The following is a 21,123-nucleotide window of genomic DNA, read 5'->3' as shown; positions in this document are numbered from 1 at the left end:
CACGTCAGCGCGGTGGCGACGTCGACTGTCGCACCACCAGATGCGTGGGCAGGGGGGTGTCCTCGGTCACCGAATCCGGCTCCTCGACCGCGATGAGGACCTTCTGCATCATCAGCTCGCCGAGTGTGGCGAAGTCCTGCCTGACCGTCGTGAGCGGGGGGTAGAGGTAGCCGGCCTCCGGGATATCGTCGAACCCGACGACGCTGACATCGTCGGGCACGCGAAGACCGCGCTCCCGAAGGGCCGACAGCAGTCCGATCGCCATGCTGTCGTTCGCGACGAAGACCGCCGATCCGGCACGGATGTCGAGGCCCGACCCCAGGCGATGCCCGCTCGCGGCAGACCAGTCGCCGTGATGCGGCTCGTCGATCTCGAGCCGGTGGGCGACGAGCTCGTCTCGCCATCCGCGAATCCGCTCCATCGCGTCGGGCGCGTGTGCGGGGCCGGCGAGGTGGACAATCCGGGTGTGGCCGAGCTCGACGAGATGGCGGGCGGCGGAGCGAGCCCCTCGATATTGATCCATGGACACGATGAACGGGCTCCGCCGCGGTGAGGAGACGGATGCGACGAGCGGCACGCCGAGCTGAAGCCCGCGCACCACCTCCAGCACCGTCGAATCCACCACGACGATGACGACGGCGTCCACCCGCTGGCGGAGAAGCTCCTCCACTGCCGATCGTGCCGCGGAGGCGTTGCCGCCGGGGATGCTGACGGACTCGACGCTGTATCGCTCCGCGCGTGCCGCGATGCTGAACTGCATCGCGATCGACGTCGGACCGTAATCCGACACGGCCGGCGTGATCAGCCCGATCGTGCGCGTCCGCCGTGTCACGAGCGCTCGCGCCGCAGGGGAGGGGCTGTAGCGAAGCTGCGCGATCGCCTGTTCGACCCGAGCCCGGGTGGCCGGCCTCACGTTCGGCATGTCGTTGAGGACGCGGGAAACGGTCTGGTGGGAAACCCCGGCCAGGCGCGCCACGTCGAAGATGTTCGCCGAACGCGCGGAACGTTCGTCGGTCACGTGTCCACCGTCCCGCGCGGTTCGTCCGGCGCCCCACGCGGTTCGTCCGGCGCCCCATCCGGTCCGTCCGCTTGAGCGACGAGGGCGAGGAGCGAGTCGACCGTCACCGTCTCGGAGGAAACCGTTGCGACGATGCGGCCGTTGCGAAGCACCGCGACGCGGTTCGCGACGCGAAGCACCTCTTCCAGTTCCGCGGAGATGAACACCACCGACAGGCCGTTGTCGGCGAGCTCGCTGACGAGATTCTGGATCTCGACCTTCGCCCCGACGTCGATCCCGCGGGTCGGCTCGTCGAGCAGGAGCGCTCGTGGCGACAGCGCCAGCAGCCGCGCGAGCAGGACCTTCTGCTGATTGCCGCCGGAGAGTGCGCCCGCGGGTCGATCGGGATCGGCGGGGCGGATGTCGAGAGCCTCGATCCAGCTCGTGGCGAGCTCACGCCGCCGCTGAGCGGACAGCGGGCGGAATGCGCCTCTTTCGGCCTGGAGCGCGAGGGTGATGTTCTCCTGCACGCTCAGGTGGCCGATGATCCCGTCCGTCCTGCGATTCTCCGAAGAGTAGACGACGCCCTGAGCGATCGCGTGTCGGGGTGTGCGGAAGTCGGCGGGTCTGCCCCCCACGGAGATGACCCCGTGGTCGATCCGGTCGATGCCGCTCACGGCGCGCGCGAGCTCGGTGCGACCTGAACCGAGAAGCCCGGCGAGGCCGAGCACTTCGCCCTCGTGCAGCTCGAGGTCGGCGTCCATGATGCCCGGGGACGCCGTCACCCCTCGAGCACTGAGGTAGGCGACGGTCGCATCCGACTCGTCCTCAGGGGAGGCTCGGTTGGTGAGCGGGCCGAGAGTGCGGCCGAGCATCTTCTGCACGAGATCGATCCGCAGGAGTTCGGCAGGGACGTACTCGCCGACCTGCCGGCCGTTCCGCAGCACCGTGATGCGGTCGGCGATCTCGTAGACCTGGTCGAGGAAGTGGGAGATGAAGACGATCGCGACATCCCTCGCCTTCAGCTCGTCTATGACCCGGAACAATTCGGTCACCTCGTCGACATCGAGACTCGAGGTGGGCTCGTCGAGGATCAGGATGCGGGCATCGACCGAGATCGCCCGCGCGAGAGCGACGAGCTGCTGGACGGCGAGCGAATGTCCCCCGAGGATGGAAGCCGGGTCGACAGAGACCCCGAGATCCTGCAGCACCGCCGCGGCGCGCCGGTGCAACGCCCGGCGATCGATGACCCCCCAGCGCCGCGGTTCTCGACCGAGGCAGATGTTCTCGGCGATGGTGAGATTCGGAAGGAGGTCGATCTCCTGGTACACCGCGCTGATCCCGGCGCCCAGCGCCGCTGCGGTGGAAGGGAAGTGCTGCGCCCTGCCGTCGAGGCTGATCGTGCCGCTGTGGAGCTGGAGAGCCCCGGTGATCGCCTTGATGAGCGTCGATTTCCCGGCGCCGTTCTCACCCATGAGCGAATGCACTTCGCCGGGGAAGACCCGGAAGTCGACGTCATCGAGGGCGACTTCGGCGCCGAACCTTACTGTCGCCCCGGTGACCGTCAAGAGCGGACGCCGCTCGTCCATCACGCCATTATGGCGTGGCGGGCGACCTGGCCGGCTCCGCACCGCCGCGCCTAGGTACGGCGGTCTGATCGTGCGACGATCGCGCGTTGGACCACGATGAACAGCAGAAGCAGCGCGCCGATGACGATCCGGGTCCACGACGGGTCCGCACCTTCGAAGGCGATGATCGTGCGTATCACGCCGTACACGAGAACGCCGATCAGCGAACCGATGACATATCCGCTCCCGCCGGTGAGAATCGTCCCGCCGATGACGACGGCCGCGATCGCGTCGAGCTCGGTGCCCACGCCGTTCAGCGGATACCCGGCACCCGAGAAAGCGGTCAGGATGAGTCCGGCGAGCCCGCTGCAGACGCCGCTCACGACGTAGACGAGGATCTTCGTGCGCGTGACGGGAAGGCCCATGAGACGGGCGGACTGCTCATTGCCGCCGATCGCGTAGACGGTCCGTCCGAACCGGGTCCAGCGGAGCACGACGAAAGCGACGGCGACGGAGGTGAGCGCCAGGATGCCGGTCGGCGTGATGTACCACTCGCCGACCGTGAGTCGCGTGCGCTGAAGCCACAGAACAGCGGGATCCTCCACCCGGATCGACGACAGGCTGACGACGAACGCGAGACCTCTGGCGAGGAAGAGCCCGGCGAGCGACGCGATGAACGGCTGCACGTCGAAGTAATGGATCAGCACGCCGATGAGCAGCCCGATCGCCGCGCCGCCGACGATCATGAGCGGGATCGCGACGGCCGCGGGGGAGCCGTCGGCGAGGAGCTTCGCACCGAGGATGCCGGTGAACGCCATCACCGATCCGACGGAGAGGTCGATGCCGCCGGTCAGGATCACGAAGGTCATCCCGACGGCGAGGACGACCAGATACGCGTTGTTGAGCAGCAGCGCCGAGAGGTTCCGCGGCGCGATGAAGTTGCCGAAGGCGATCTGGGCGCCGATGAGAAGGGCGAGGAGAATCGCGACGGCGGCGAGCGTCGGGAGGAGCGACGCATGCCGGCTCATGAACGTGCGATACCGCGCGCCGAGCGCTGCGGGCCGCGAAACCGGCCGTTCCAGCATCCCGGTCATGACGCCACCGTCTCTTTCGTCGCGTTCGATGCGCCGTCGGCCATGGAGGACGAGCCGCCCGGCGGCGGCGAGTCCCAACGGTTCGTGACGAGCCGCCGGAGCGCGCGGTGCAAACGCGGCGACTGCATCACCACGGCGACGATGACGACGATCGCGAAGAAGACCGGCGCCTGTGCGGAGGGCACCCCGAGGAAGAGGATGGTCGATTCCAGCGTCTGGATGGTCAGAACACCGATCACCGTCCCCGCGATCGTGAATTTCCCGCCCATCAGCGAGGTCCCGCCGAGGACCACGGCCAGGATGGCGTAGAGCTCGATGTACAGACCGGCGGCGTTCGCGTCGGCGGCCATGATGTTGGAGCTGTACAGGATGCCCGCCATCCCGGCCAGCAGGCCGCTTCCGACGTAGGCGGTGAAGACGATGCCGCGGGCACGTACCCCGGCGAGTCGGCTGGCCTTGGGGTTGATCCCCACCGCCTCGGTCAGCATCCCGAGTGCCGTCCGCCGCTCGAGGACGGCCACCGCCGTGATGACGGCAGCCGAGATGAACAGTGCGAAGGGGAGGCCCAGAACGTATCCGGTGGCGATGAACTTGTACGGCGCGCTCGTGACGGTGGTGATGAAGCCGCCCGTGATGAGGAGTGCCACCCCCCGACCGACGAGCATGAGCACGAGGGTGGCGATGATCGGCTGAATCCCGAGCGCGGAGACGAGAAGACCGTTCCACGCGCCGAGCACCAGGGCGACCGCCAGCGCGGTGACGAGCGCGATCGCGACCGTGCCGCCACCGGCGGGGTCGGGGGAGTCCGCGATGATCGTCATCGCGACGGCGCCCGAGACCGCCATGATGGCGCCGACGGAAAGATCGATGCCGCGGGTGGCGATGACCACGGTCATCCCCAATGCCACGAGCATCAGTGGGGCGCTGTTGCGGAGGATGTCGATCAACGGGCCGTAGAGCTGGCCGTCGCGGATCGTGAGACTGATGAACTGCGGTCGGGCGATGGTGTTGATGACGACGAGGGTGATGAGCGCCAGCGTCGGCCACACCAGCCGATGGCGGATGAGTCTGTTCATGCTGCGCTTCCCTCGTTGGCGATGTAGTCGATGAGGCTGTCGATGTCGGTGGTCCGGGCATCGAGCTCGCCGATCCGGCGGCGGTCCCGCATGACGACGATCCGCTGGGCCAATCGAAGCACCTCCTCCAGCTCTGAGGAGATGAAGATGACGGCAAGTCCCTGCTCCGACAGGCGCTGGACCTTCCGCTGGATGTCCGCTTTGGCACCGACATCGATGCCGCGGGTCGGCTCGTCGAGGATGAGCAGCTCCGGCGCGGTGGCGAGCCAGCGGGCGAGGAGGACCTTCTGCTGATTTCCGCCGGAGAGGTTGCGCACAAGCGCGTGGGGATCGGCCGGGCGGACCCCCAGCGCACTCATGTACTCGGAGACGACGGCGTCGCGCTCCCCCCGTCTGATCGGCCGCATCCAGCCACGCGACGCTTGAATGCCCAGCACGATGTTCTCGGCGACGGTGAGGTCGCCGACGACACCCTCCGCGCGGCGGTCCTCGGAGGAGAACGCCAAGCGCCTGTCGATCGCGTGACGCGGAGAGGTGATCTTCGCGGTTCGACCGTCGATCTCGAGGGATCCTGAGTCGGCGCGGTCAGCGCCGTACAGCAGCCGGACGAGCTCGGTGCGGCCCGAGCCGAGGAGCCCGGCGATTCCGACCACTTCGCCGGGATGGACGTCGATGTCGAGGGGTTCGAGCACACCCCGGCGCCCGATGCTGCGAGCGCGCAGGACCGGGACTCCGGAACGGTCGATGTCGCGTTCGGAGGACCGGGAGATCTCGGCCAGATCCGACAGCTCACGTCCGAGCATCATGCTGACGAGGGCGTCTCGGGGAAGGTCGGCGGCGGTGTGCTCGCCGACCAGGCGGCCGTTCCTGAGGACGGTGATGCGGTCGGAGATCTCGTAGACCTGGTCGAGGAAGTGGCTGACGAAGAGGATGGCCACGCCCCGCGTTCGAAGATCCCGGATGACGGCGAACAAGCGCTCGACCTCTCCTCGGTCCAGGCTGGAGGTGGGTTCGTCCAGGACGAGGACCCGGGCATCGAGGACCATGGCGCGCGCGATGGCGACGAGCTGCTGCACCGCGATGGCGTGGCTCGACAACAGCGACCTCGTGTCGATTCCGACACCGAGATCTCCGAGACGCTCGGCGGCCACCTGGTGGACACGATCCCAGTCGATCGCGCCGGCGCGTCGTGGCTCGTGGCCGAGCATCACATTCTCTCCGACGGAGAGGTTCGCGCAGAGGTTCACTTCCTGGTAGACGGTGGCGATGCCGGCGTCCTGAGCGTCAGCGGCCCCATCGAACGACTGCGGTCGGCCGTCGACCGTGATGGTGCCGGAGTCCACCGGGTACACGCCCGTGAGCGCCTTGATGAGGGTGGACTTCCCCGCGCCGTTCTCGCCCATGAGCGAGTGCACCTCGCCGGGTCGCAGCGTGAAGTCGACACCGTCCAGCGCCAGGACGCCGGGGAAGCGGATGGTGATGTCGCGCATCGCGACGACGGGGGGCGTTTCGACAGTGGCAGACGTCATGGCGGTCGTGCTTTCGCGTCGGTGAGAGGACGAAGGGGAGGGGAGACGCCCGCCGGCGGTCCGCGATGCGGACCCCGGCGGGCGGGCCGGCTCAGTAGGGACGCGAGTCGATGACGGCGGCGGCCTGCTCCTGCGTGAAGGTCTGGTCCTCGACGTAGTACGTCTTCTCGACGGTCTCGCCCGCAAGGACGTCCGTCACCAGCCCCGCAGCCAGTTCGCCCAGCAGCGGGTTGCACTCCACGATGAAGTTGATCTTGCCGTCGACGAGCGCCTGCATCCCGTCCTTGACCGCGTCGATCGACACGATCTTGATGTCCTCCCCCGGGACACCGCCGGCCGCCTCGATGGCCTCGATCGCGCCGAGAGCCATGTCGTCGTTGTGCGCGTACAGCAGGTCGATCCCGTCGACCCCGTACTTCTGGAGGAAGCCCTCCATGACCGTCTTGCCGCCGTCGCGGGTGAAGTCTCCGGTCTGCGAGTCGATCGTCTCTATGGCTGTGCCCTCGATCGCCTCCGCGAAGCCCTCGGCGCGATCGTTGGCAGGAGCCGACCCGGTCGTGCCCTCGAGGACGACCATCTTCGTCGGGGTGTCGCCGAATTCCTCTGCGGCCCACTCGCCGGCCATCACGCCTTCCTTCTTGAAGTCCAGACCCACCCAGCTCGCATACAGATCCTCGGGGGCGCTGACGGTGCGGTCCTCGAGGATGACGGGGATGCCGGCATCCGACGCCTCCTGCAGTACGTCGTCCCAGCCGTCCTCGACGATGGGCGCGATGACGATCGCCTCGACACCGCGGCTGATGAAGTCGCGGACCGCCGAGATCTGTGCCGCGGGGTCGTTGTCCGCGGCATTGAAGATCAGCTCGAACCCGTTCTCCTCCGAGAACGCCTCCTGCATCGATTCAGTGTTCGCGCTGCGCCAGCCCGACTCGGACCCGGTCTGCGCGAAGCCGACCGTGACGAGCTCGCCTCCACCACCGTCTCCGCCGGCTCCGGCGCCGCCGCCGCCGCTCGCGCAACCCACGGCCGTAAGGGCCACCGCTCCGATCAGGGCGATGCTTCCCAGCACACTTCTTCTCATTCCCCAAACCTCCTCGTCGGGTCCCGGCTGCAGTGCCGGTTCAGTGCGTGCACCGCAATGGCGATACGGTCGAAATGTTAGCCTTCACATTCACGCACCGCGCAAGATGTGAGCGATAACAGTCTGGTAACGGTCCCCCCGTCCGGGATGCGCCTGGAGAGATTCACCACGGCCTTGTCTCATTCGCGGTGAAGGATCACATTTGTGTGTCGCCGCACGATCGCCCGGTAACCTCGGGTGCCATGACCGCCCCCGACGACCGGCGCGCTCGCCTCGGCATGCGCGAGGTCGCAGCCGCTGCCGGCGTCTCCCCGCAGACGGTGTCGCGGGTGCTCAACGATCACCCGCACATCCGCCCCGAGACGCGTGCGCGGGTGCTCGAGACCGTGAGTCGTCTCGGATACCGGGTGAACAACGCCGCACGCGCGCTCGGGACGCGAACAACCCGGACGCTCGGCGTGCTCGCCTCCGACGCCGCTCTGTACGGACCCGCTGTCGGCATCGCCGCCCTCGACGCCGCGGCCCGGGAGCAGGGCCGCTGGATCGCGACCGCGTACGCGGACGCCGACAGCGCGGCATCCGTGATCGCCGCCGCCGACCGCCTCATCGACCAGGGCGTCGACGGCATCATCGTGCTGGCTCCGCATCTGACGACCTCGGCGGCGTTGCGGGAGGCTCATCCTGATGTGCGTGTGGCCGCCCTTCACGAGGGGGAGGGCGGCGAGCGGCAGGCCGAGGGCGCAGCCGCGGCCGTCCGCCACCTCCTCGGCCTCGGCCATCGCCGGATCGCCCGGCTCGCGGGTCCTGCGGCGTGGAGCGAAGCGGTCAGCCGCGAGGCAGGCGCGGTCCGTGCACTCGTTGAGGCGGGTCTGGATACGACGCTGCGCTGGGAGGGGGACTGGACCGCTGCGACCGCGGCGGCGCTCGGTGAGGTGATCGCTGCTGCGACGCGGAAGCCGGACGGGCCGACCGCGGTCGTGGCCGCCAACGACCAGATGGCGCTGGGTGTGATCGCAGGGCTTCGCGCAGCGGGCGTGGAGGTGCCGGCGAGCGTGAGCGTGACCGGGTTCGACGACAATCCCGATGCGGCGTTCTACCGTCCCGCGCTCACGACCGTGCGTTTGGACGTCGCCGGGGAGGCCAGGCATGCCGTCGCCGAAATTCTCGGAGCGATCGACCCGCCGACGCATCCGGCCGCGCCCACCCTGGTGCGGCGGGCCTCGACGACACGCCCGCCGGCGCCGGTGCCGTGATCCGATCACGGCCGCCTGCTCTGTACGAGCCGTCGTGTTACCGGTAACATGACATCGCCTGCGCTCTCGCGCATCCGCCACCGAGGGAGGAATCGTGCCCAGCACTGATGCTGCGACGCCGTCGTTCGACCCCGCTGTTCGCGAAGCCATCGAAACCGTCCGTGCCGATGTCGCGCGCCTGCACGATGAACTCGTCCGGTACGGGCTCGTGGTCTGGACGGGCGGGAACGTCTCCGGCCGGGTGCCGGGCACAGATCTCTTCGTCATCAAGCCGTCCGGCGTCTCGTACGACGACCTCGACGCGCAGAACATGATCCTGTGCGACCTCGAAGGCGACGTCGTGCCCGGCTCGGCGGGAAGCGAGCGGAGCCCGTCGAGCGACACCGCCGCGCACGCCTATGTGTATCGGAACATGCCGGAGGTGGGCGGAGTGGTCCACACCCACTCGACCTACGCCGTGGCGTGGGCCGCGCGGGGGGAGGAGATCCCGTGCGTCATCACCGGCATGGCCGACGAATTCGGGGGCCCGATCCCCATCGGCCCGTTCGCGATCATCGGCGACGACTCGATCGGCCGCGGGATCGTCGAGACGCTCCGCGGTCATCGCTCCAGAGCTGTCCTGATGCGCAACCACGGCCCCTTCACCATCGGAGTCTCCGCGAAGGACGCGGTGAAGGCCGCCGTCATGGTCGAGGATGCCGCGCGAACCATCCACATCGCACGACAAGGGGGGCCCTCATCCCGATCCCGCAGGACTCGATCGACCGGCTCTACGACCGATATCAGAATGTCTACGGGCAGAGCACCGACGATCGCCGTCCGGAGGATGCGCGATGAGCGCGGAGGCCGTCACCGCCGGTCGGACCGCCCTCGGCGTCGAGCTCGGGTCGACCCGGATCAAAGCGTGCCTGGTCGACGCCGACGATCCGACGCGAGTGCTCGCGGTCGGCTCGCACGCCTGGGAGAACCGCTTCGAGGGGAGGATCTGGACCTACTCGCTCGACGACGTCTGGGAGGGTGTGCGCAGCGCCTATGCCGACCTCGCGGCGGACGTCGAGCGGCGTCATGGCGTCGTCCTCGAGACGATCGGTGCCCTCGGCGTCTCGGCCATGATGCACGGCTACCTCGCGTTCGACGGCGAAGGTGAGCTGCTGACCCCCTTCCGCACGTGGCGCAACACCACGACCGGACCGGCCGCCGAAGCGCTGTCCACGGCATTCGAGCAGAACATCCCGCTCCGATGGTCGGTCGCCCACCTCTACCAGGCGGTTCTGGACGGTGAGCCCCACCTCCCCGAGATCCGCTCCCTCACGACCCTCGCGGGGTACGTCCACGGGCAGCTGACAGGGGAGCGGGTGCTGGGCGTGGGAGACGCGTCCGGAATGTTCCCCATCGACCCGGCGACCCGCGACTACGACCTCCGACTCGTCGAGACCTTCGACGGGATGGTCGCCGAGGCGGCGCCGGGCCTCCGCATCGCCGAGCTCCTCCCGCGGGTCCTGAGGGCGGGTGAGCCCGCCGGCGCGCTCACCGAGGCCGGGGCGGCCCGGCTCGACCCCACCGGGCGGCTGCTCCCCGGCATCCCGTTCTGTCCTCCGGAAGGCGACGCCGGAACGGGGATGGTGGCCACGAACGCCGTCGCGCCGCGCACCGGGAATGTCAGCGCCGGCACGAGCATCTTCGCGATGGTCGTGCTCGAAGGCGCGCTCGCGGCCGCGCATCACGAGATCGACATCGTGACCACGCCCGCCGGCGACCCCGTGGCGATGGTGCACTGCAACAACGGCGCCAGCGAGCTTGCGGCATGGGCGGGGATGTTCGGCGACTTCGCCGAGCGCGCCGGGGCGCCTCTCTCCTCCGATGAGGTCTTCGAGATCCTCCTGCGCGAGGCGGAGCAGGGCGACCCCGACGCCGGCGGCCTGATCGCCTTCAACCACCTCTCCGGTGAGCCCATCGTCGGCCTCGATGAGGGCCGACCGCTGTTCGTGCGGACGCCCGACAGCCGATTCACGCTCGCGAACGCGATCCGCACGCAGCTCTACGGGATGTTCGGCACCCTCGCTCTCGGTATGCGCGTGCTCTCCGATGAGGGCGTCACGATCGACCGCATGTTCGCCCACGGCGGGGTCTTCCGCACCGCCGGGGTCGCGCAGCGGTTCCTCGCCGCCGCGATCGACACCCCCGTCGCCGTCGGCGAGACCGCGAGCGAAGGGGGTCCGTGGGGGATGGCGGTGCTCGCCGCCCAGCTTCTGCACGCCGACGCAGCGACTCTCTCCGACTACCTCGACAGGCACGTCTTCGCCGACGCGAAAACGGTGACCGTCGACCCCCGACCCGAGGATGTGGCCGGCTTCGCCCGATTCCTCGTCCGCTACGAGGCGGCGCTCGCCGTCGAGCGCGCCGCTGTCGCCGCCCTCTGACCATCCCACCCGAAGGAACACCGTCATGCCGTCACTGTCCACCTCTCTCCACGCCTACGAAGTGTGGTTCGTCACCGGAAGCCAGACGCTCTACGGCGAGGAGACGCTCCGCCAGGTCGCCGAGCAGTCCCAAGCGGTCGCCGCGGGGCTGGACGGCCTCCCCGTCCGTGTCGTCTGGAAGCCCGTGCTGAAGGACGCCGACTCGATCCGCCGGCTTGCGCTCGAGGTCAACGCGCGTGACGAGGTGATCGGCATCATCGCCTGGATGCACACGTTCAGCCCGGCGAAGATGTGGATCGCGGGGCTCGACGCGCTGCAGAAGCCGCTGCTGCACCTGCACACCCAGGCGAACGTCGAGCTGCCCTGGGCGGACATCGACTTCGACTTCATGAACCTCAACCAGGCCGCCCACGGCGATCGCGAGTTCGGGTACATCCAGACCAGACTCGGCGTGGCACGCAAGACCGTCGTCGGGCACGTGTCGAATCCGGCCGTTCATCAGCAGGTCGAGGACTGGCAGCGGGCCGCGGCAGGGTGGGCGGCGGCCCGTTCGCTGAAACTCGCGCGCTTCGGGGACAACATGCGTTACGTCGCCGTCACCGAGGGTGACAAGACCGAAGCCGAGTTGCGCTTCGGCGTGCAGGTCAACACGTGGGGTGTCAACGAGCTCGCTGATGCTGTCGCCGACGCCTCGGCCGCCGATATCGACGCGCTCGTCGAGGAGTACGAGGCGACCTACGACGTGGCCGCCGAACTGCTGCCGGGCGGCGACCGCCATCAGAGCCTGCGTGACGGCGCCGCGATCGAGGTCGGACTCCGCTCCTTCCTCGAGGCGGGTGGCTTCGGCGCATTCACCACCTCGTTCGAGGACCTCGGCGCGCTGACGCAGCTCCCCGGCCTCGCCGTGCAGCGGCTCATGGCCGAGGGCTACGGCTTCGGCGCCGAGGGTGATTGGAAGACCGCCATTCTGGTCCGAGTGGCGAACGTCATGGGCGCCGGACGCCCCGGGGGCGCGAGCCTCATGGAGGACTACACCTACGACCTGATCCCGGGGTCCGAACGCATCCTCGGCGCGCACATGCTCGAAGTCGCGCCGTCGCTGACGACGCAGAGGCCGCGCCTCGAAGTGCATCCGCTGGGAATCGGCGGCAAGGCCGATCCCGTCCGGCTCGTGTTCACCGCCGACCCGGGGCCGGCGCTGGTCGTCGCCATGAGCGACATGCGTGACCGGTTCCGCCTCGTCGCCAACGTCGTCGAGAACGTCGATGCCCCCGACCTCCCACGGCTTCCCGTCGGTCGCGCCGTGTGGAAGCCGGCTCCCGACTTCGCCACCTCGGCGGCCTGCTGGCTTGCGGCGGGCGCCGCGCACCATACTGTGATGACGACGGCCGTGGGTGTAGAGGTCTTCCGCGACTTCGCCGAGATCGCCCGCACCGAGCTCGTCGTGATCGACGAGCACACCACCGTCCGCGACTTCCAGCGGGAGCTCCGGTGGAACCAGGCCTACTACCGACTCGCGCAGGGAATCTGACTTCTATGGCATCGCACTCCGTCTCGGGCACGCAGCATTCTCTTCGCGCGGGGGACTACGAGGCGTGCATCGCCAGCGTCGGCGCGACACTGCGGTGTCTCACCTTCCGGGGCCGTGACCTCGTCGTCCCCTTCGGCGCCGACGAGGTGCGTCCCTCCTACCGCGGAGCCACCCTCGCGCCGTGGCCCAATCGCGTCGTCGACGGGATCTACACCTTCCGCGGTGTCCAGCGCCGCGTCGCGCTGACCGAGCCCGCGCGGGGGCACGCGCTGCACGGCCTGGGGTCGTGGCTCGACTTCGAAGCGATCGACAAAGGCCCGAGCCACGTCACGCTCGCGGCGACGATCGTCGCGCAGACCGGCTACCCCTGGGAGCTCGGCGTGGAGACGACCTTCCAGCTCTCAGCCGAAGGCCTCGCCCAGACCGTGCGGGTGCGCAACCACAGCGATGAGACCGCGCCGTGGGGGACGGGGCCCCACCCCTACCTCGTCGCGGGTCCCGGTCTCGTCGATGAGTGGACGCTCGAGCTCCCGGCCGATGACGTCCTCACCGTCACCGACGACCGGCTGATCCCCGTCTCGCTCGAACATGTCGAGACCGCCGGCGCCGAGCGGTTCGACTTCCGTCGCGCTCGGCGAATCGGCCAGGTCGAGCTCGACCACGCGTACACCGGCTTCACGCGCGATGAGGATGGCTTCGCCACCGTGCGCGTGACATCTGAGGACGGCACCGGCGTCGCCATGACGTGGAACACCGCCTGTGCGTGGGCCCAGATCCACACGGCCGACAAGCCCGACAAGGCCGTCTCCCGCCTCGGTCTCGCGGTCGAGCCGATGACATGCGCCCCCGACGCGTTCAACGCCGGCCGCTACGACTTCGACGCCGGTCTCATCGAGCTCGCGCCCGGTGCGTCCTCCGAGGCCTCCTGGCGGATCTCCGCCATCGTCTGATCCGAGACCGATGGGCGGCGGTCAGTGATCGTGACCGTCGCGGTCGAGCACGGTGACGCGCCCGCCGGAGTCGGCGCTGACGCGCGCGGCCTCCGATGCCGCGAGAGCGGGCGTGACGATGCCGGCGACGAGCATCGCCGCGACGATGATGCCGAGGCTTCCCGCGTCGGGTCGGGCGTCAGCGTCACGGCGGCGGGCGACCGCGGTCCATCCGGCGACGACCGTCAGAAGCAGAGCCGTCACGGCGACGGCCAGGATGCTGTTTCCCGCTGGGTCATGGATGAAGGCCGCGACCAGCGCGACCAACGTCACCAGGACGGTGACCCCCACCGCTCGCGTCATGATCAGCCGGCCACGGGCGAGCGAGATCCCGCCCCAGACGAGAGCGGCGAATCCGATGGTCGCCAACGCCAGACCGAGGACACGGCCGCCGAGGTCCGTCGCCTCGCCGGTGAGCGCTCCTGCTCCCAGCGCGATCAGCAGAAGCCCGGCTCCCCAGCCCGCCGCGGCGGGCCCCGCCGGAACGAGCGCTCCGACGGAGCCCGACGTCGCCATGCTCAGACGGTGCGAGCGGCGGTCGTAGACCGCACGCCCCGGTCGGCGGCGAGGCCCACGCCGAGAAGGATGATCGCACTGGCCAGGTGGAGGAAGTGGTCGGGGGTGTTCAGCGCCAGGATGTTGGCCGGCGTGTCGACGAGGAAGAACCCGACGATACCGAGCAGCAGGTACGCCGCGCCCACGACGACGTTGACGGCCTTGGCGGCGCGCACCGAGGCCAGGCCTCCGATGAGCAGCGCTGCGCCGATCAGCAGGTGCGCGACGTTGTGCAGCGGATTGACCTCGAAGATGCCGAGGAGAAGGTTGCCGTCCGTGGCGATGAAGTCCACCCCGCCCGTCACGAAGAATCCGAGCAGGCCGACGAGAAGGTAGACGACGCCAAAGATCGTCGCGACGAGGCGGTTGGGCGAAGACGCCAATCGGTTGGAGGGGGCGGTTCGGCGGTCAGATGAGGAAGTCATCGGGTCTCCAGACTGGTGGGTGGTGCGGTGCATGGTGAGCGGCCGACCGTACATGCCGATCCGGTCTGCGCGAAGGGGCCTTGCCCGCGTCATCCGTCCTTTGCTATGGATGTGCTCGCACAACCGAGCGCCGAGGTGCACCGGTAGCCTGGAGTCGAGGGGGTGACGATGGGCAAGACCGCCGAAGCCATCGGCGAGGGGGTCTCGATCGCCGCCGCTGCCGCCCGCCTCACGGTGCGCAATCGCATCCTCGTCGAGACGATCGCCAATGGCGAGATGTTCCACTACGAGCCGTTCGAGCGGTTCGCCCGGACGACGCTGCTCGCGCTCGCCGATGAGCAGGACGACGCCGCCGATCTCGCCCGACGCCAGCGCAAGAAGGCGTGGGGGAAGTTCTCCGACCCCGACGGCACGCACGACTACCGCGACCGCGACACGCGCAACCTCCGCCGCCGCCGCCGGCAGTACGAGGGGGTCGCGAAGCGTCTGCGCGAGATGGCAGACGATCCCGAGGCGGTGCGCGACCTCGTCGAGAAAGCCCGGGATGCCGCGTGGGGCGACGTCGAATCGAACCTGCAGCGCCGACTGCGGGTCGAGGCGATGCGCCCCGACCTCGATCCCGATTACGACACCATGCGGGGAGCGCGGATGCAGGCGCTCCGCCTCGTGGATCTCCCGCGCCTGTCGGCGCATCGGCGAGCGCGGCAGCGGGAGGACGACCAGCGCTGATGCGACCGCTGCTCGATTCGCGGCGCCGCCGCCGGTGGGGTATTCTCATGTGGTGCTCGCGCACCGGATACAGTTGCGAGTGCGGGCGCCCGTAGCTCAATGGATAGAGCATCTGACTACGGATCAGAAGGTTAGGGGTTCGAGTCCCTTCGGGCGCGCACTGTGTTGAGACAGTGAGGAAGAGGTCCCCCAGCGGGGGCCTTTTCTGGTTTTCCCGGACGTCATCGCAGGCGCTGCGCGTGCGCAACGGCAGGGGAGAAGCCGGTGCCGATGTGCGCGATCAGCGCCGGTCGGAGGGTGTGCGCCCGTCGGCGAAGCGCGCGCGAGCCCCGTCGTGACGGCCGGCAACCGGCACATGTGCGGTGGCGGCGGCCAGGCCCATCGGCTTCGTCGAGACGTACATGCTCTCTGCGCGTTCGACGAGGAACGTCTCGTGCCAGATGCCGACGGCCGCCGGTGCTTTCCGGGCGCGCTGGTTGAAGGCCGTCCACGCCGGTCGATGCAGGTGGTCCATCGACGACGCATACGCGTAGAGCTTCTCGATCGACGACCAGTACTGCACGACGTACGGCCCTCCTGCCCCGAGGAGCAGCTGCGAGCCGAGCATGCCGGAATCGGCCTCGGTCATCTGCTCGCGGAGCATTCGCGGCATGGCGAAGAAGACCGGCAGCCACTGATCGAATCGCCACCACCGGTTGATCTGCATCCCGATGTGGAAGACCACGAGCTCCCCGTCGTGCTGATGCGTCATCCGACCTGCGGTGATCCTGCTCATCATCCGATCCTCTCGATAGTGACGCTATCCAGTATGGATAGTTGTACTATCCAATGCAAGGAGGGCTATGCGGATCTCTGAACTCGCAGCCACGACGGATGTCGCCGTGCCGACCATCAAGTACTACCTGCGCGAGGGGCTGCTCCCCGAAGGGGTGCGCACGGCGGCCACGCAGGCGGACTATGGACCGCGACACGTCGAGCGGCTCCGGGTCGTGCGGGCACTCGTGGCCGCAGGCGTGAGTGTGGCGGAGATCCGGAAAGTCGTCGCGGCGCTCGATGACCCGCCCGCTGGCCCCTACGATCTGCTCGGCATCGCACATGCCGCCGTGACCCCCGGTGTGCCCGCTGGCATCGACACATCCCGCGCTGAGGAGCTCTACGAGCGCCTGGGCGGGAGGCCCGGCACGTGCGAGCCCGGCCTTCTCGGCGGGCTCGCCACGGCGCTCGCGACCCTGGAGCGCGCGGGTTTCACCGTGCCATCCGATGTCCTCGACGCCTATGTCACCTCGGCGCGCCGGATCGCGGATGCGGAGATCGCGGGGATCCCGGACGATTCGATCGAGAGCGCGGTGCGGTACGTCGTGCTCGGGACCGTCCTGACCGAACCGCTGCTGCTGGCCCTGCGTCGGGCCGCCCAGCAGATCGTGTCGAGCGAGCGATACGGCCGCTGACGCGCCCAGGTGAAGGGCCGGGGAGGCGATGCCGCCACCCCGGCCCCTCGAGCAGCGCCTATCGCTGCCAGTACCCCAGGTTGAACACGACCTGGTCCGCGACCACATTCATCGCATCCGCCTCGGCCTGGGGGAGCTGGCCGTTGGACGCGAATCGCGTGAGCTGATCGTCGAATCGTTCGACGTATCGCAGCGCACTGGCGGTGTCGCCCTCCTGAAGGTCGCGCCACCCCTTCTCGAGCTTCACCGTGAGGGCGTTCTTGTTTCCGCGGTTGAGCGAGGACGCCGCGACGCCGTCGATCAGCTGGCTGAACTCGTCCTCGAGGAAGGACTCGGGCTGCCACACGTAGTCACGCGCGAAGATCGTGAACAGCTGGTTCCACGCGTTGAAATCGTGTGCGCCTGCCACGACCTCGTTCTCGACGAAGGCGACGTCGTCGAAGGCGGCCACCGCCCCGGCATTGGGGAGACCGAAGTCCCACTGTCCTCCACCGAAGAGGATGTAGGGCGCCGCGAGGTTCGGCGTGGTCGTGTTCAGCCGGGCGCCGCCGCTCCACGGACCGTAGTAGCCGAAGAGCGTGGGGTCGTAATTGATGAGGTTCTGGGTGACGATGCTGCCCGCAGAGAGCCCTGCGAAAGCACGGTCGATCACATCGCCCGAGACGTTGTAGTTGGCCTCGACGAACGGCAGGACGACGTCACGCAGGTTCGGATAGCCCTCCGCGGGCGCGCCGAGGTAGTTCGTGTTCGTCGTCACGACCACGGCCGGCTCGGTGTCGCCATCCTGAATGAGGTTGTCCATGATGACCGGGACGTTCCCCATGTTCATCCAGTCCGACTGGTCCTGCCCGCCGCCGTGCTGCATGTAGATCGTCTTGTAGGGCTCGGCGCGGTCGGGGTCGTAACCCGGCGGGAGGTACACGCCCATCGTGCGCGTGGTTCCGCTCACCTCGAACGGAACGTAGCTCCAGGATCCCTTCTGCGAGTCCTCGCGGGGCAGCTCGATCTGGCGCGCCGCGAGCGGTTCGAAATCCTGCTTCTCGGCGTCGTACGGCACGAACACCTTGTTGAACGCCCGCCGCGCCTCGCCGGTCAGCCCGTCGGGAGCGAAGATCGGACTGTTCGCCGGGTCTGCGACCCAGAGGTTCGTGTTGTTGTCGACGTAGAACCAGTACTGGTTGGCTCCCGCCGCGAGCGGCACGTCGGTCACCCAGTACCCGTCGCCGGCATCGGTCATCTCGACGTCGTACCCGCCTCCGCCGCGCATGAGCCCCGGGAAGTACTCCTCGGGCTGGTAGACGGTCGGATCCGACGTGTCCGCCCAGTTGCGCAGCTGGATGTCGGCGACGAACCGCACGCTGCTTGCGTCGGGGTTGTAGTAGACGAAGCGCCCGGTGTAGCCCGTCGGCGAGTTCGGATCGGCGTACACGGTCGGCCCGGGCGTCAGATCCACCTCGTCCGCCTGCGCGGTCAGCGGGACGGTGCCGAGTACCAGCGCGGCGGCGATCCCCAAAGCGGCCAGGGGCCTTCTTCGCGCGACGGGACCGCGTCCGTCGTCCCATCGATGCAGCACTGAGGTGCGAGCTCCCATAACTTTTCCTCCTTGAAGAGTCGTCGAGCATGTCGACCCCGAAGTCGACGCGGCCCACGCTAGACCGCGTTTACGACGTTGTAAAGGAAGATTACGACGTTGTAGAGCCTGACGCTTCGCCTCCAGTGGAATCGGAGGGGTGCCTCAGCCGAGGTCGATGCTCGCGAAGCCCGTGGACTCGCGCCGCACGACACGGAAATCGGGCTTGTAGGTCTCGGGCGGACGACGCTCGCCCTTCTCCTTGATGCGCTCGATCAGCCGGTCCACGGCGATCGCGGCGATCTCGTCGCGGCCGGTATCGATGGTCGACATGGAGGGGATCGAGTACGTGCTCTCGTCGATGTTGTCGAATCCGATGACGGCGACGTCTTCAGGCACTCGGAGCCCTTCCTCTCCCAGAGCGCGGAGCACGCCCAACCCCAGAGTGTCCGTGAGGGCGAACACGGCGTCGAAGTCAACGCCCTCCTTGACGAGGAGGTGCGTGGCGGCAGCGCCACCGGCTCGGTTCCAGTCGGACATCACCGCGGGGCGGACGAGATCCTGGTCGAACGGTATACCGGCTCGCTCCAGCGCGCGCCGGTACCCACGGAGCCGGAGGTTGGCCGAGTTCGCCTCATCGTCGCCGTGGCGCGGGTCGGCGCCGATGAGGGCGATGCGGCGTCTGCCGATCTCGATGAGATGCTCCGTCGCCGCCTGCGCCGAGGACATGTTGTGCATCGTGACGTGATCGGTGGGTCCGTTGAAGATCCGCTCTCCGAGAAGGACGAGGGGGCTGTCGACGGCCAGGAGCGAGACATCCTCCTGTCCGAGGCTCACCGGGCTGAACAGCAAGCCGTCGAGGAATCGTGGCCGACTACTGGACACGGCGCGCGTCTCGGCATCACGCTGTCCACCGGTCTGCTCGACCATGACACCGAGGCCGCGCTTCTCCGCCGCGCGGATCACCGCGTCTGCGAGCTCCGCGAAGTAGTTCTCGCGCAGGGATGGAACTGCCAGTCCGATGACGCCGGTGCGCCCCGAACGCAGGCCCCGGGCGGAGAGGTTGGGGCGATAGTCGAGCTGCTGGATGGCGTCGTTCACGCGGTCCCGAGTGCCTGGTCGCACGTGCGGGTAGTCGTTGATGACGTTCGACACGGTCTTGATGGACACTCCGGCGACTCGCGCGACATCGTGCATCGTGGGTCCCACCGGCGAGCCTGCCTTCCGTTTTCTGTACTTTACGGCCTGCGCATGAGAGAAGGAGACTCTCCATCGGTGTGCGGAGCCGGCGGAAGTTCCGTCGGGCGTGCCGGAACTTCTCCGGATATCTTGACACGTCATGCGGATGGTGCCATTGTTTGTGCAACGTTGGAATACAACGTTGTAGTGCTCCAAGGCGATGACGCCAGCACGTGTCATCCGCGTGGAGCCGGTCGCGCACCGACGAAGAAGTCCCGCAACCCCGAAAGGAATCCCAGTGAAGACGAAGCCAGTCCTTGCTGCCATGGCAACGATCGCGCTCGCCACCGGCCTCGCCGCCTGCTCGAACGGAGGCGATGGCGGAGGCGACGGCGGCGGCGGAGGAGACGCCGGAGGCGGCGCCAGCAACTGCGAGAACACCATCCCCAAGCCCGACCTCCCCGTGGTCACGCTGTGGGCGTGGTACCCCAACATGGAAGACGTCGCCGACAACTTCAACGAGGCCAACGACGAGGTCCAGGTCTGCTGGACCAACGTCGGTGCCGGCGGTCCCGCCTACGAGCGGCTTCAGACCGCTGTCTCCGCCGGCAGTGGCGCCGCAGACGTCGTGATGGTCGAGTCCGACCGCATCCCGAGCTTCCAGGTGCAGGGCGCCTTCGTCGACCTGCGGGACCTCGGCTACGAGGAGGTTCAGGACAACTTCAGTGAAGGCGCGTGGCAGGACGTCTCCGTCGGCGACGGCATCTACGGCGCTCCGATCGACGGTGGCCCCATGGGCATGATCTACCGCACCGACATCTTCGAGGAGTACGGCGTCACTCCGCCCACCACGTGGGAGGAGTTCGAGGCGGCCGCGCGTACGGTGCGTGACGCCGGTGGACCGTACTTCGCCGATTTCGCGGCGAACCAGCCCGCCTTCGTCACGGCGCTGATGTACCAGACGGGAGCCGAGCCCTTCACCTACACCCCCGAGAACGAGGGCGAGATCTCGATCAACCTCGACGACCCGGGTATCAAGGAGATGCTCGACTACTGGGCGAACCTCGTCTCGGAGGACCTGGTGGGCACGCAGGACCAGTTCACTCCGGAGTACATCTCCGGCGTGATCGGCGGAGACTACGCCACCTACCTGTCGGCCGCATGGGCTCCCGGCTACCTGCAGGGCGCGGGCGTCGGTGAGGGCGCGGACGCCGGTGTCTGGGCGACCGCTCCGATGCCGCAGTGGGATCCCGCCGACCCCATCGCGATCAACTGGGGCGGTTCCGCATTCGCGGTGACCAGCCAGGCCAGCGACCCCGAACTCGCCGCCCAGGTGGCCTTCGGTGTCTACGCCGATCAGGCGTCGCTCGACCAGGGCTGGCAGGAGCAGATCATCTTCCCCCTGAACGTCGACGTGCTCGACTCGCCGGAGTTCCTGGACTACGAGGTGCCCTTCTTCAACGGTCAGCAGGCCAACAAGGATGTGTACGTCCCGGCTGCGAACGCCTACACCGGCATGGTCTACACGCCGATCGGGCAGTACTACTACTCCGCGTTGACCGAGCAGCTCGCGAGGATCAACGACGGATCCGCGACCGGCTCCGAGGCGGCCGACGCCCTCCAGGCCGACCTCGTGGCCTACGCCGAAGAGCAGGGATTCACCGTCGTCGATTGAGGTG

General features: G+C 68.4%; 18 protein-coding genes, 1 tRNA gene and 1 pseudogene. 9 read left to right on the top strand and 11 right to left on the bottom strand.

The window, feature by feature from the left end:
- Nucleotides 1-4: 4 nt before the first annotated feature.
- The 6 genes from QSU92_RS05110 to QSU92_RS05085 all read right to left on the bottom strand — a co-directional run bounded on the left by QSU92_RS05110 (nucleotide 5) and on the right by QSU92_RS05085 (nucleotide 7,345).
- Nucleotides 5-1,018, bottom strand: a complete 1,014-nt coding sequence (locus QSU92_RS05110) for a LacI family DNA-binding transcriptional regulator (protein WP_289265099.1) — start codon at nucleotides 1,016-1,018, stop codon at nucleotides 5-7.
- A complete protein-coding gene (locus tag QSU92_RS05105; RefSeq protein ID WP_289265098.1) occupies nucleotides 1,015-2,586 on the bottom strand; it encodes a sugar ABC transporter ATP-binding protein in 1,572 nt (523 codons plus the stop codon). The genes QSU92_RS05110 and QSU92_RS05105 overlap by 4 nt, the downstream gene beginning before the upstream one ends.
- A gap of 50 nt (nucleotides 2,587-2,636) precedes the next feature.
- The gene (locus QSU92_RS05100; protein ID WP_422880432.1) at nucleotides 2,637-3,650 is read right to left on the bottom strand and encodes an ABC transporter permease subunit; all 1,014 of its coding nucleotides are present in this window, start codon (nucleotides 3,648-3,650) and stop codon (nucleotides 2,637-2,639) included.
- Between the two features lie 5 nt (nucleotides 3,651-3,655).
- Nucleotides 3,656-4,735 carry an ABC transporter permease gene (locus QSU92_RS05095; protein ID WP_289265096.1) on the bottom strand — a complete coding sequence of 360 codons (1,080 nt, stop codon included), beginning with the start codon at nucleotides 4,733-4,735 and terminating at the stop codon, nucleotides 3,656-3,658.
- A complete protein-coding gene (locus QSU92_RS05090) occupies nucleotides 4,732-6,264 on the bottom strand; it encodes a sugar ABC transporter ATP-binding protein (protein ID WP_289265095.1) in 1,533 nt (510 codons plus the stop codon). Before QSU92_RS05090 ends, QSU92_RS05095 begins: the two co-directional genes overlap by 4 nt.
- 91 nt (nucleotides 6,265-6,355) lie before the next feature.
- Nucleotides 6,356-7,345, bottom strand: coding sequence for an ABC transporter substrate-binding protein (locus QSU92_RS05085; protein ID WP_289265094.1), 990 nt, complete (start codon nucleotides 7,343-7,345; stop codon nucleotides 6,356-6,358).
- Nucleotides 7,346-7,587: 242 nt separating this feature from the next.
- Here QSU92_RS05085 and QSU92_RS05080 point away from each other — a divergent pair, with 242 nt between their 5' ends.
- The 5 genes and pseudogenes from QSU92_RS05080 (at nucleotide 7,588) to QSU92_RS05060 (ending at nucleotide 13,499) form a co-directional block, all read left to right on the top strand.
- Nucleotides 7,588-8,598: a LacI family DNA-binding transcriptional regulator gene (locus QSU92_RS05080; RefSeq protein WP_289265093.1), complete on the top strand. Its 1,011-nt coding sequence runs from the start codon at nucleotides 7,588-7,590 to the stop codon at nucleotides 8,596-8,598.
- A 148-nt stretch (nucleotides 8,599-8,746) separates the two neighbouring features.
- A pseudogene (locus tag QSU92_RS05075) lies at nucleotides 8,747-9,435 on the top strand (L-ribulose-5-phosphate 4-epimerase).
- On the top strand, nucleotides 9,432-11,018 hold the full coding sequence (locus QSU92_RS05070) for a xylulokinase (protein ID WP_289265092.1): 1,587 nt from the start codon (nucleotides 9,432-9,434) through the stop codon (nucleotides 11,016-11,018). The pseudogene QSU92_RS05075 and the gene QSU92_RS05070 overlap by 4 nt, the downstream one beginning before the upstream one ends.
- 25 nt (nucleotides 11,019-11,043) lie before the next feature.
- A complete protein-coding gene (gene araA, locus QSU92_RS05065; RefSeq protein WP_289265091.1) occupies nucleotides 11,044-12,549 on the top strand; it encodes an L-arabinose isomerase in 1,506 nt (501 codons plus the stop codon).
- Nucleotides 12,550-12,554: 5 nt separating this feature from the next.
- Nucleotides 12,555-13,499, top strand: coding sequence for an aldose 1-epimerase family protein (locus tag QSU92_RS05060; RefSeq protein WP_289265090.1), 945 nt, complete (start codon nucleotides 12,555-12,557; stop codon nucleotides 13,497-13,499).
- Between the two features lie 21 nt (nucleotides 13,500-13,520).
- On the opposite strand, the gene QSU92_RS05055 is transcribed toward QSU92_RS05060, so the two are convergent.
- Together QSU92_RS05055 and QSU92_RS05050 are read right to left on the bottom strand one after the other, a co-directional pair.
- Nucleotides 13,521-14,054 (bottom strand): hypothetical protein, encoded by a 534-nt coding sequence (locus QSU92_RS05055; RefSeq protein ID WP_289265089.1) that lies wholly within the window; start codon nucleotides 14,052-14,054, stop codon nucleotides 13,521-13,523.
- Between the two features lie 2 nt (nucleotides 14,055-14,056).
- Nucleotides 14,057-14,476, bottom strand: coding sequence for a DUF4383 domain-containing protein (locus tag QSU92_RS05050; RefSeq protein WP_289265824.1), 420 nt, complete (start codon nucleotides 14,474-14,476; stop codon nucleotides 14,057-14,059).
- Between the two features lie 210 nt (nucleotides 14,477-14,686).
- Here QSU92_RS05050 and QSU92_RS05045 point away from each other — a divergent pair, with 210 nt between their 5' ends.
- On the top strand, nucleotides 14,687-15,247 hold the full coding sequence (locus QSU92_RS05045) for an asparagine synthase (protein ID WP_289265088.1): 561 nt from the start codon (nucleotides 14,687-14,689) through the stop codon (nucleotides 15,245-15,247).
- Nucleotides 15,248-15,332: 85 nt separating this feature from the next.
- A tRNA-Arg gene (locus QSU92_RS05040) sits at nucleotides 15,333-15,405 on the top strand.
- A 122-nt stretch (nucleotides 15,406-15,527) separates the two neighbouring features.
- On the opposite strand, the gene QSU92_RS05035 is transcribed toward QSU92_RS05040, so the two are convergent.
- The gene (locus tag QSU92_RS05035) at nucleotides 15,528-16,022 is read right to left on the bottom strand and encodes a DUF4188 domain-containing protein (RefSeq protein WP_289265087.1); all 495 of its coding nucleotides are present in this window, start codon (nucleotides 16,020-16,022) and stop codon (nucleotides 15,528-15,530) included.
- 67 nt (nucleotides 16,023-16,089) lie between these two features.
- On the opposite strand from QSU92_RS05035, the gene QSU92_RS05030 reads away from it, so the two are divergent.
- The gene (locus QSU92_RS05030; protein WP_289265086.1) at nucleotides 16,090-16,695 is read left to right on the top strand and encodes a MerR family transcriptional regulator; all 606 of its coding nucleotides are present in this window, start codon (nucleotides 16,090-16,092) and stop codon (nucleotides 16,693-16,695) included.
- Between the two features lie 58 nt (nucleotides 16,696-16,753).
- Here the strand turns inward: QSU92_RS05030 and QSU92_RS05025 are convergent, their stop codons facing one another.
- Both QSU92_RS05025 and QSU92_RS05020 read right to left on the bottom strand, forming a co-directional pair.
- Nucleotides 16,754-18,286 (bottom strand): alpha/beta hydrolase, encoded by a 1,533-nt coding sequence (locus QSU92_RS05025; protein WP_289265085.1) that lies wholly within the window; start codon nucleotides 18,284-18,286, stop codon nucleotides 16,754-16,756.
- A 144-nt stretch (nucleotides 18,287-18,430) separates the two neighbouring features.
- Nucleotides 18,431-19,474 (bottom strand): LacI family DNA-binding transcriptional regulator, encoded by a 1,044-nt coding sequence (locus tag QSU92_RS05020; protein WP_289265084.1) that lies wholly within the window; start codon nucleotides 19,472-19,474, stop codon nucleotides 18,431-18,433.
- Between the two features lie 268 nt (nucleotides 19,475-19,742).
- Here QSU92_RS05020 and QSU92_RS05015 point away from each other — a divergent pair, with 268 nt between their 5' ends.
- Complete coding sequence (locus QSU92_RS05015; protein ID WP_289265083.1) at nucleotides 19,743-21,119, top strand: ABC transporter substrate-binding protein; 1,377 nt, start codon at nucleotides 19,743-19,745, stop codon at nucleotides 21,117-21,119.
- Nucleotides 21,120-21,123: the final 4 nt, after the last annotated feature.

Source organism: Microbacterium sp. ET2 (genome assembly GCF_030347395.1).
GTDB classification, from domain to species: domain Bacteria; phylum Actinomycetota; class Actinomycetes; order Actinomycetales; family Microbacteriaceae; genus Microbacterium; species Microbacterium albipurpureum.
This window is presented reverse-complemented; position numbering and strand designations above follow the sequence as displayed.

What these genes read in the sequence shown, in the direction of transcription:
- QSU92_RS05105 (WP_289265098.1), bottom strand. Translation starts at nt 2,586, where the DNA reads ATGGACGAGCGGCGTCCGCTCTTGACGGTCACCGGGGCGACAGTAAGG.
- QSU92_RS05100 (WP_422880432.1), bottom strand. Translation starts at nt 3,650, where the DNA reads ATGCTGGAACGGCCGGTTTCGCGGCCCGCAGCGCTCGGCGCGCGGTAT.
- QSU92_RS05095 (WP_289265096.1), bottom strand. Translation starts at nt 4,735, where the DNA reads ATGAACAGACTCATCCGCCATCGGCTGGTGTGGCCGACGCTGGCGCTC.
- QSU92_RS05090 (WP_289265095.1), bottom strand. Translation starts at nt 6,264, where the DNA reads ATGACGTCTGCCACTGTCGAAACGCCCCCCGTCGTCGCGATGCGCGAC.
- QSU92_RS05085 (WP_289265094.1), bottom strand. Translation starts at nt 7,345, where the DNA reads ATGAGAAGAAGTGTGCTGGGAAGCATCGCCCTGATCGGAGCGGTGGCC.
- QSU92_RS05080 (WP_289265093.1), top strand. Translation starts at nt 7,588, where the DNA reads ATGACCGCCCCCGACGACCGGCGCGCTCGCCTCGGCATGCGCGAGGTC.
- QSU92_RS05070 (WP_289265092.1), top strand. Translation starts at nt 9,432, where the DNA reads ATGAGCGCGGAGGCCGTCACCGCCGGTCGGACCGCCCTCGGCGTCGAG.
- araA (WP_289265091.1), top strand. Translation starts at nt 11,044, where the DNA reads ATGCCGTCACTGTCCACCTCTCTCCACGCCTACGAAGTGTGGTTCGTC.
- QSU92_RS05060 (WP_289265090.1), top strand. Translation starts at nt 12,555, where the DNA reads ATGGCATCGCACTCCGTCTCGGGCACGCAGCATTCTCTTCGCGCGGGG.
- QSU92_RS05055 (WP_289265089.1), bottom strand. Translation starts at nt 14,054, where the DNA reads ATGGCGACGTCGGGCTCCGTCGGAGCGCTCGTTCCGGCGGGGCCCGCC.
- QSU92_RS05045 (WP_289265088.1), top strand. Translation starts at nt 14,687, where the DNA reads ATGGGCAAGACCGCCGAAGCCATCGGCGAGGGGGTCTCGATCGCCGCC.
- QSU92_RS05035 (WP_289265087.1), bottom strand. Translation starts at nt 16,022, where the DNA reads ATGAGCAGGATCACCGCAGGTCGGATGACGCATCAGCACGACGGGGAG.
- QSU92_RS05030 (WP_289265086.1), top strand. Translation starts at nt 16,090, where the DNA reads ATGCGGATCTCTGAACTCGCAGCCACGACGGATGTCGCCGTGCCGACC.
- QSU92_RS05025 (WP_289265085.1), bottom strand. Translation starts at nt 18,286, where the DNA reads ATGGGAGCTCGCACCTCAGTGCTGCATCGATGGGACGACGGACGCGGT.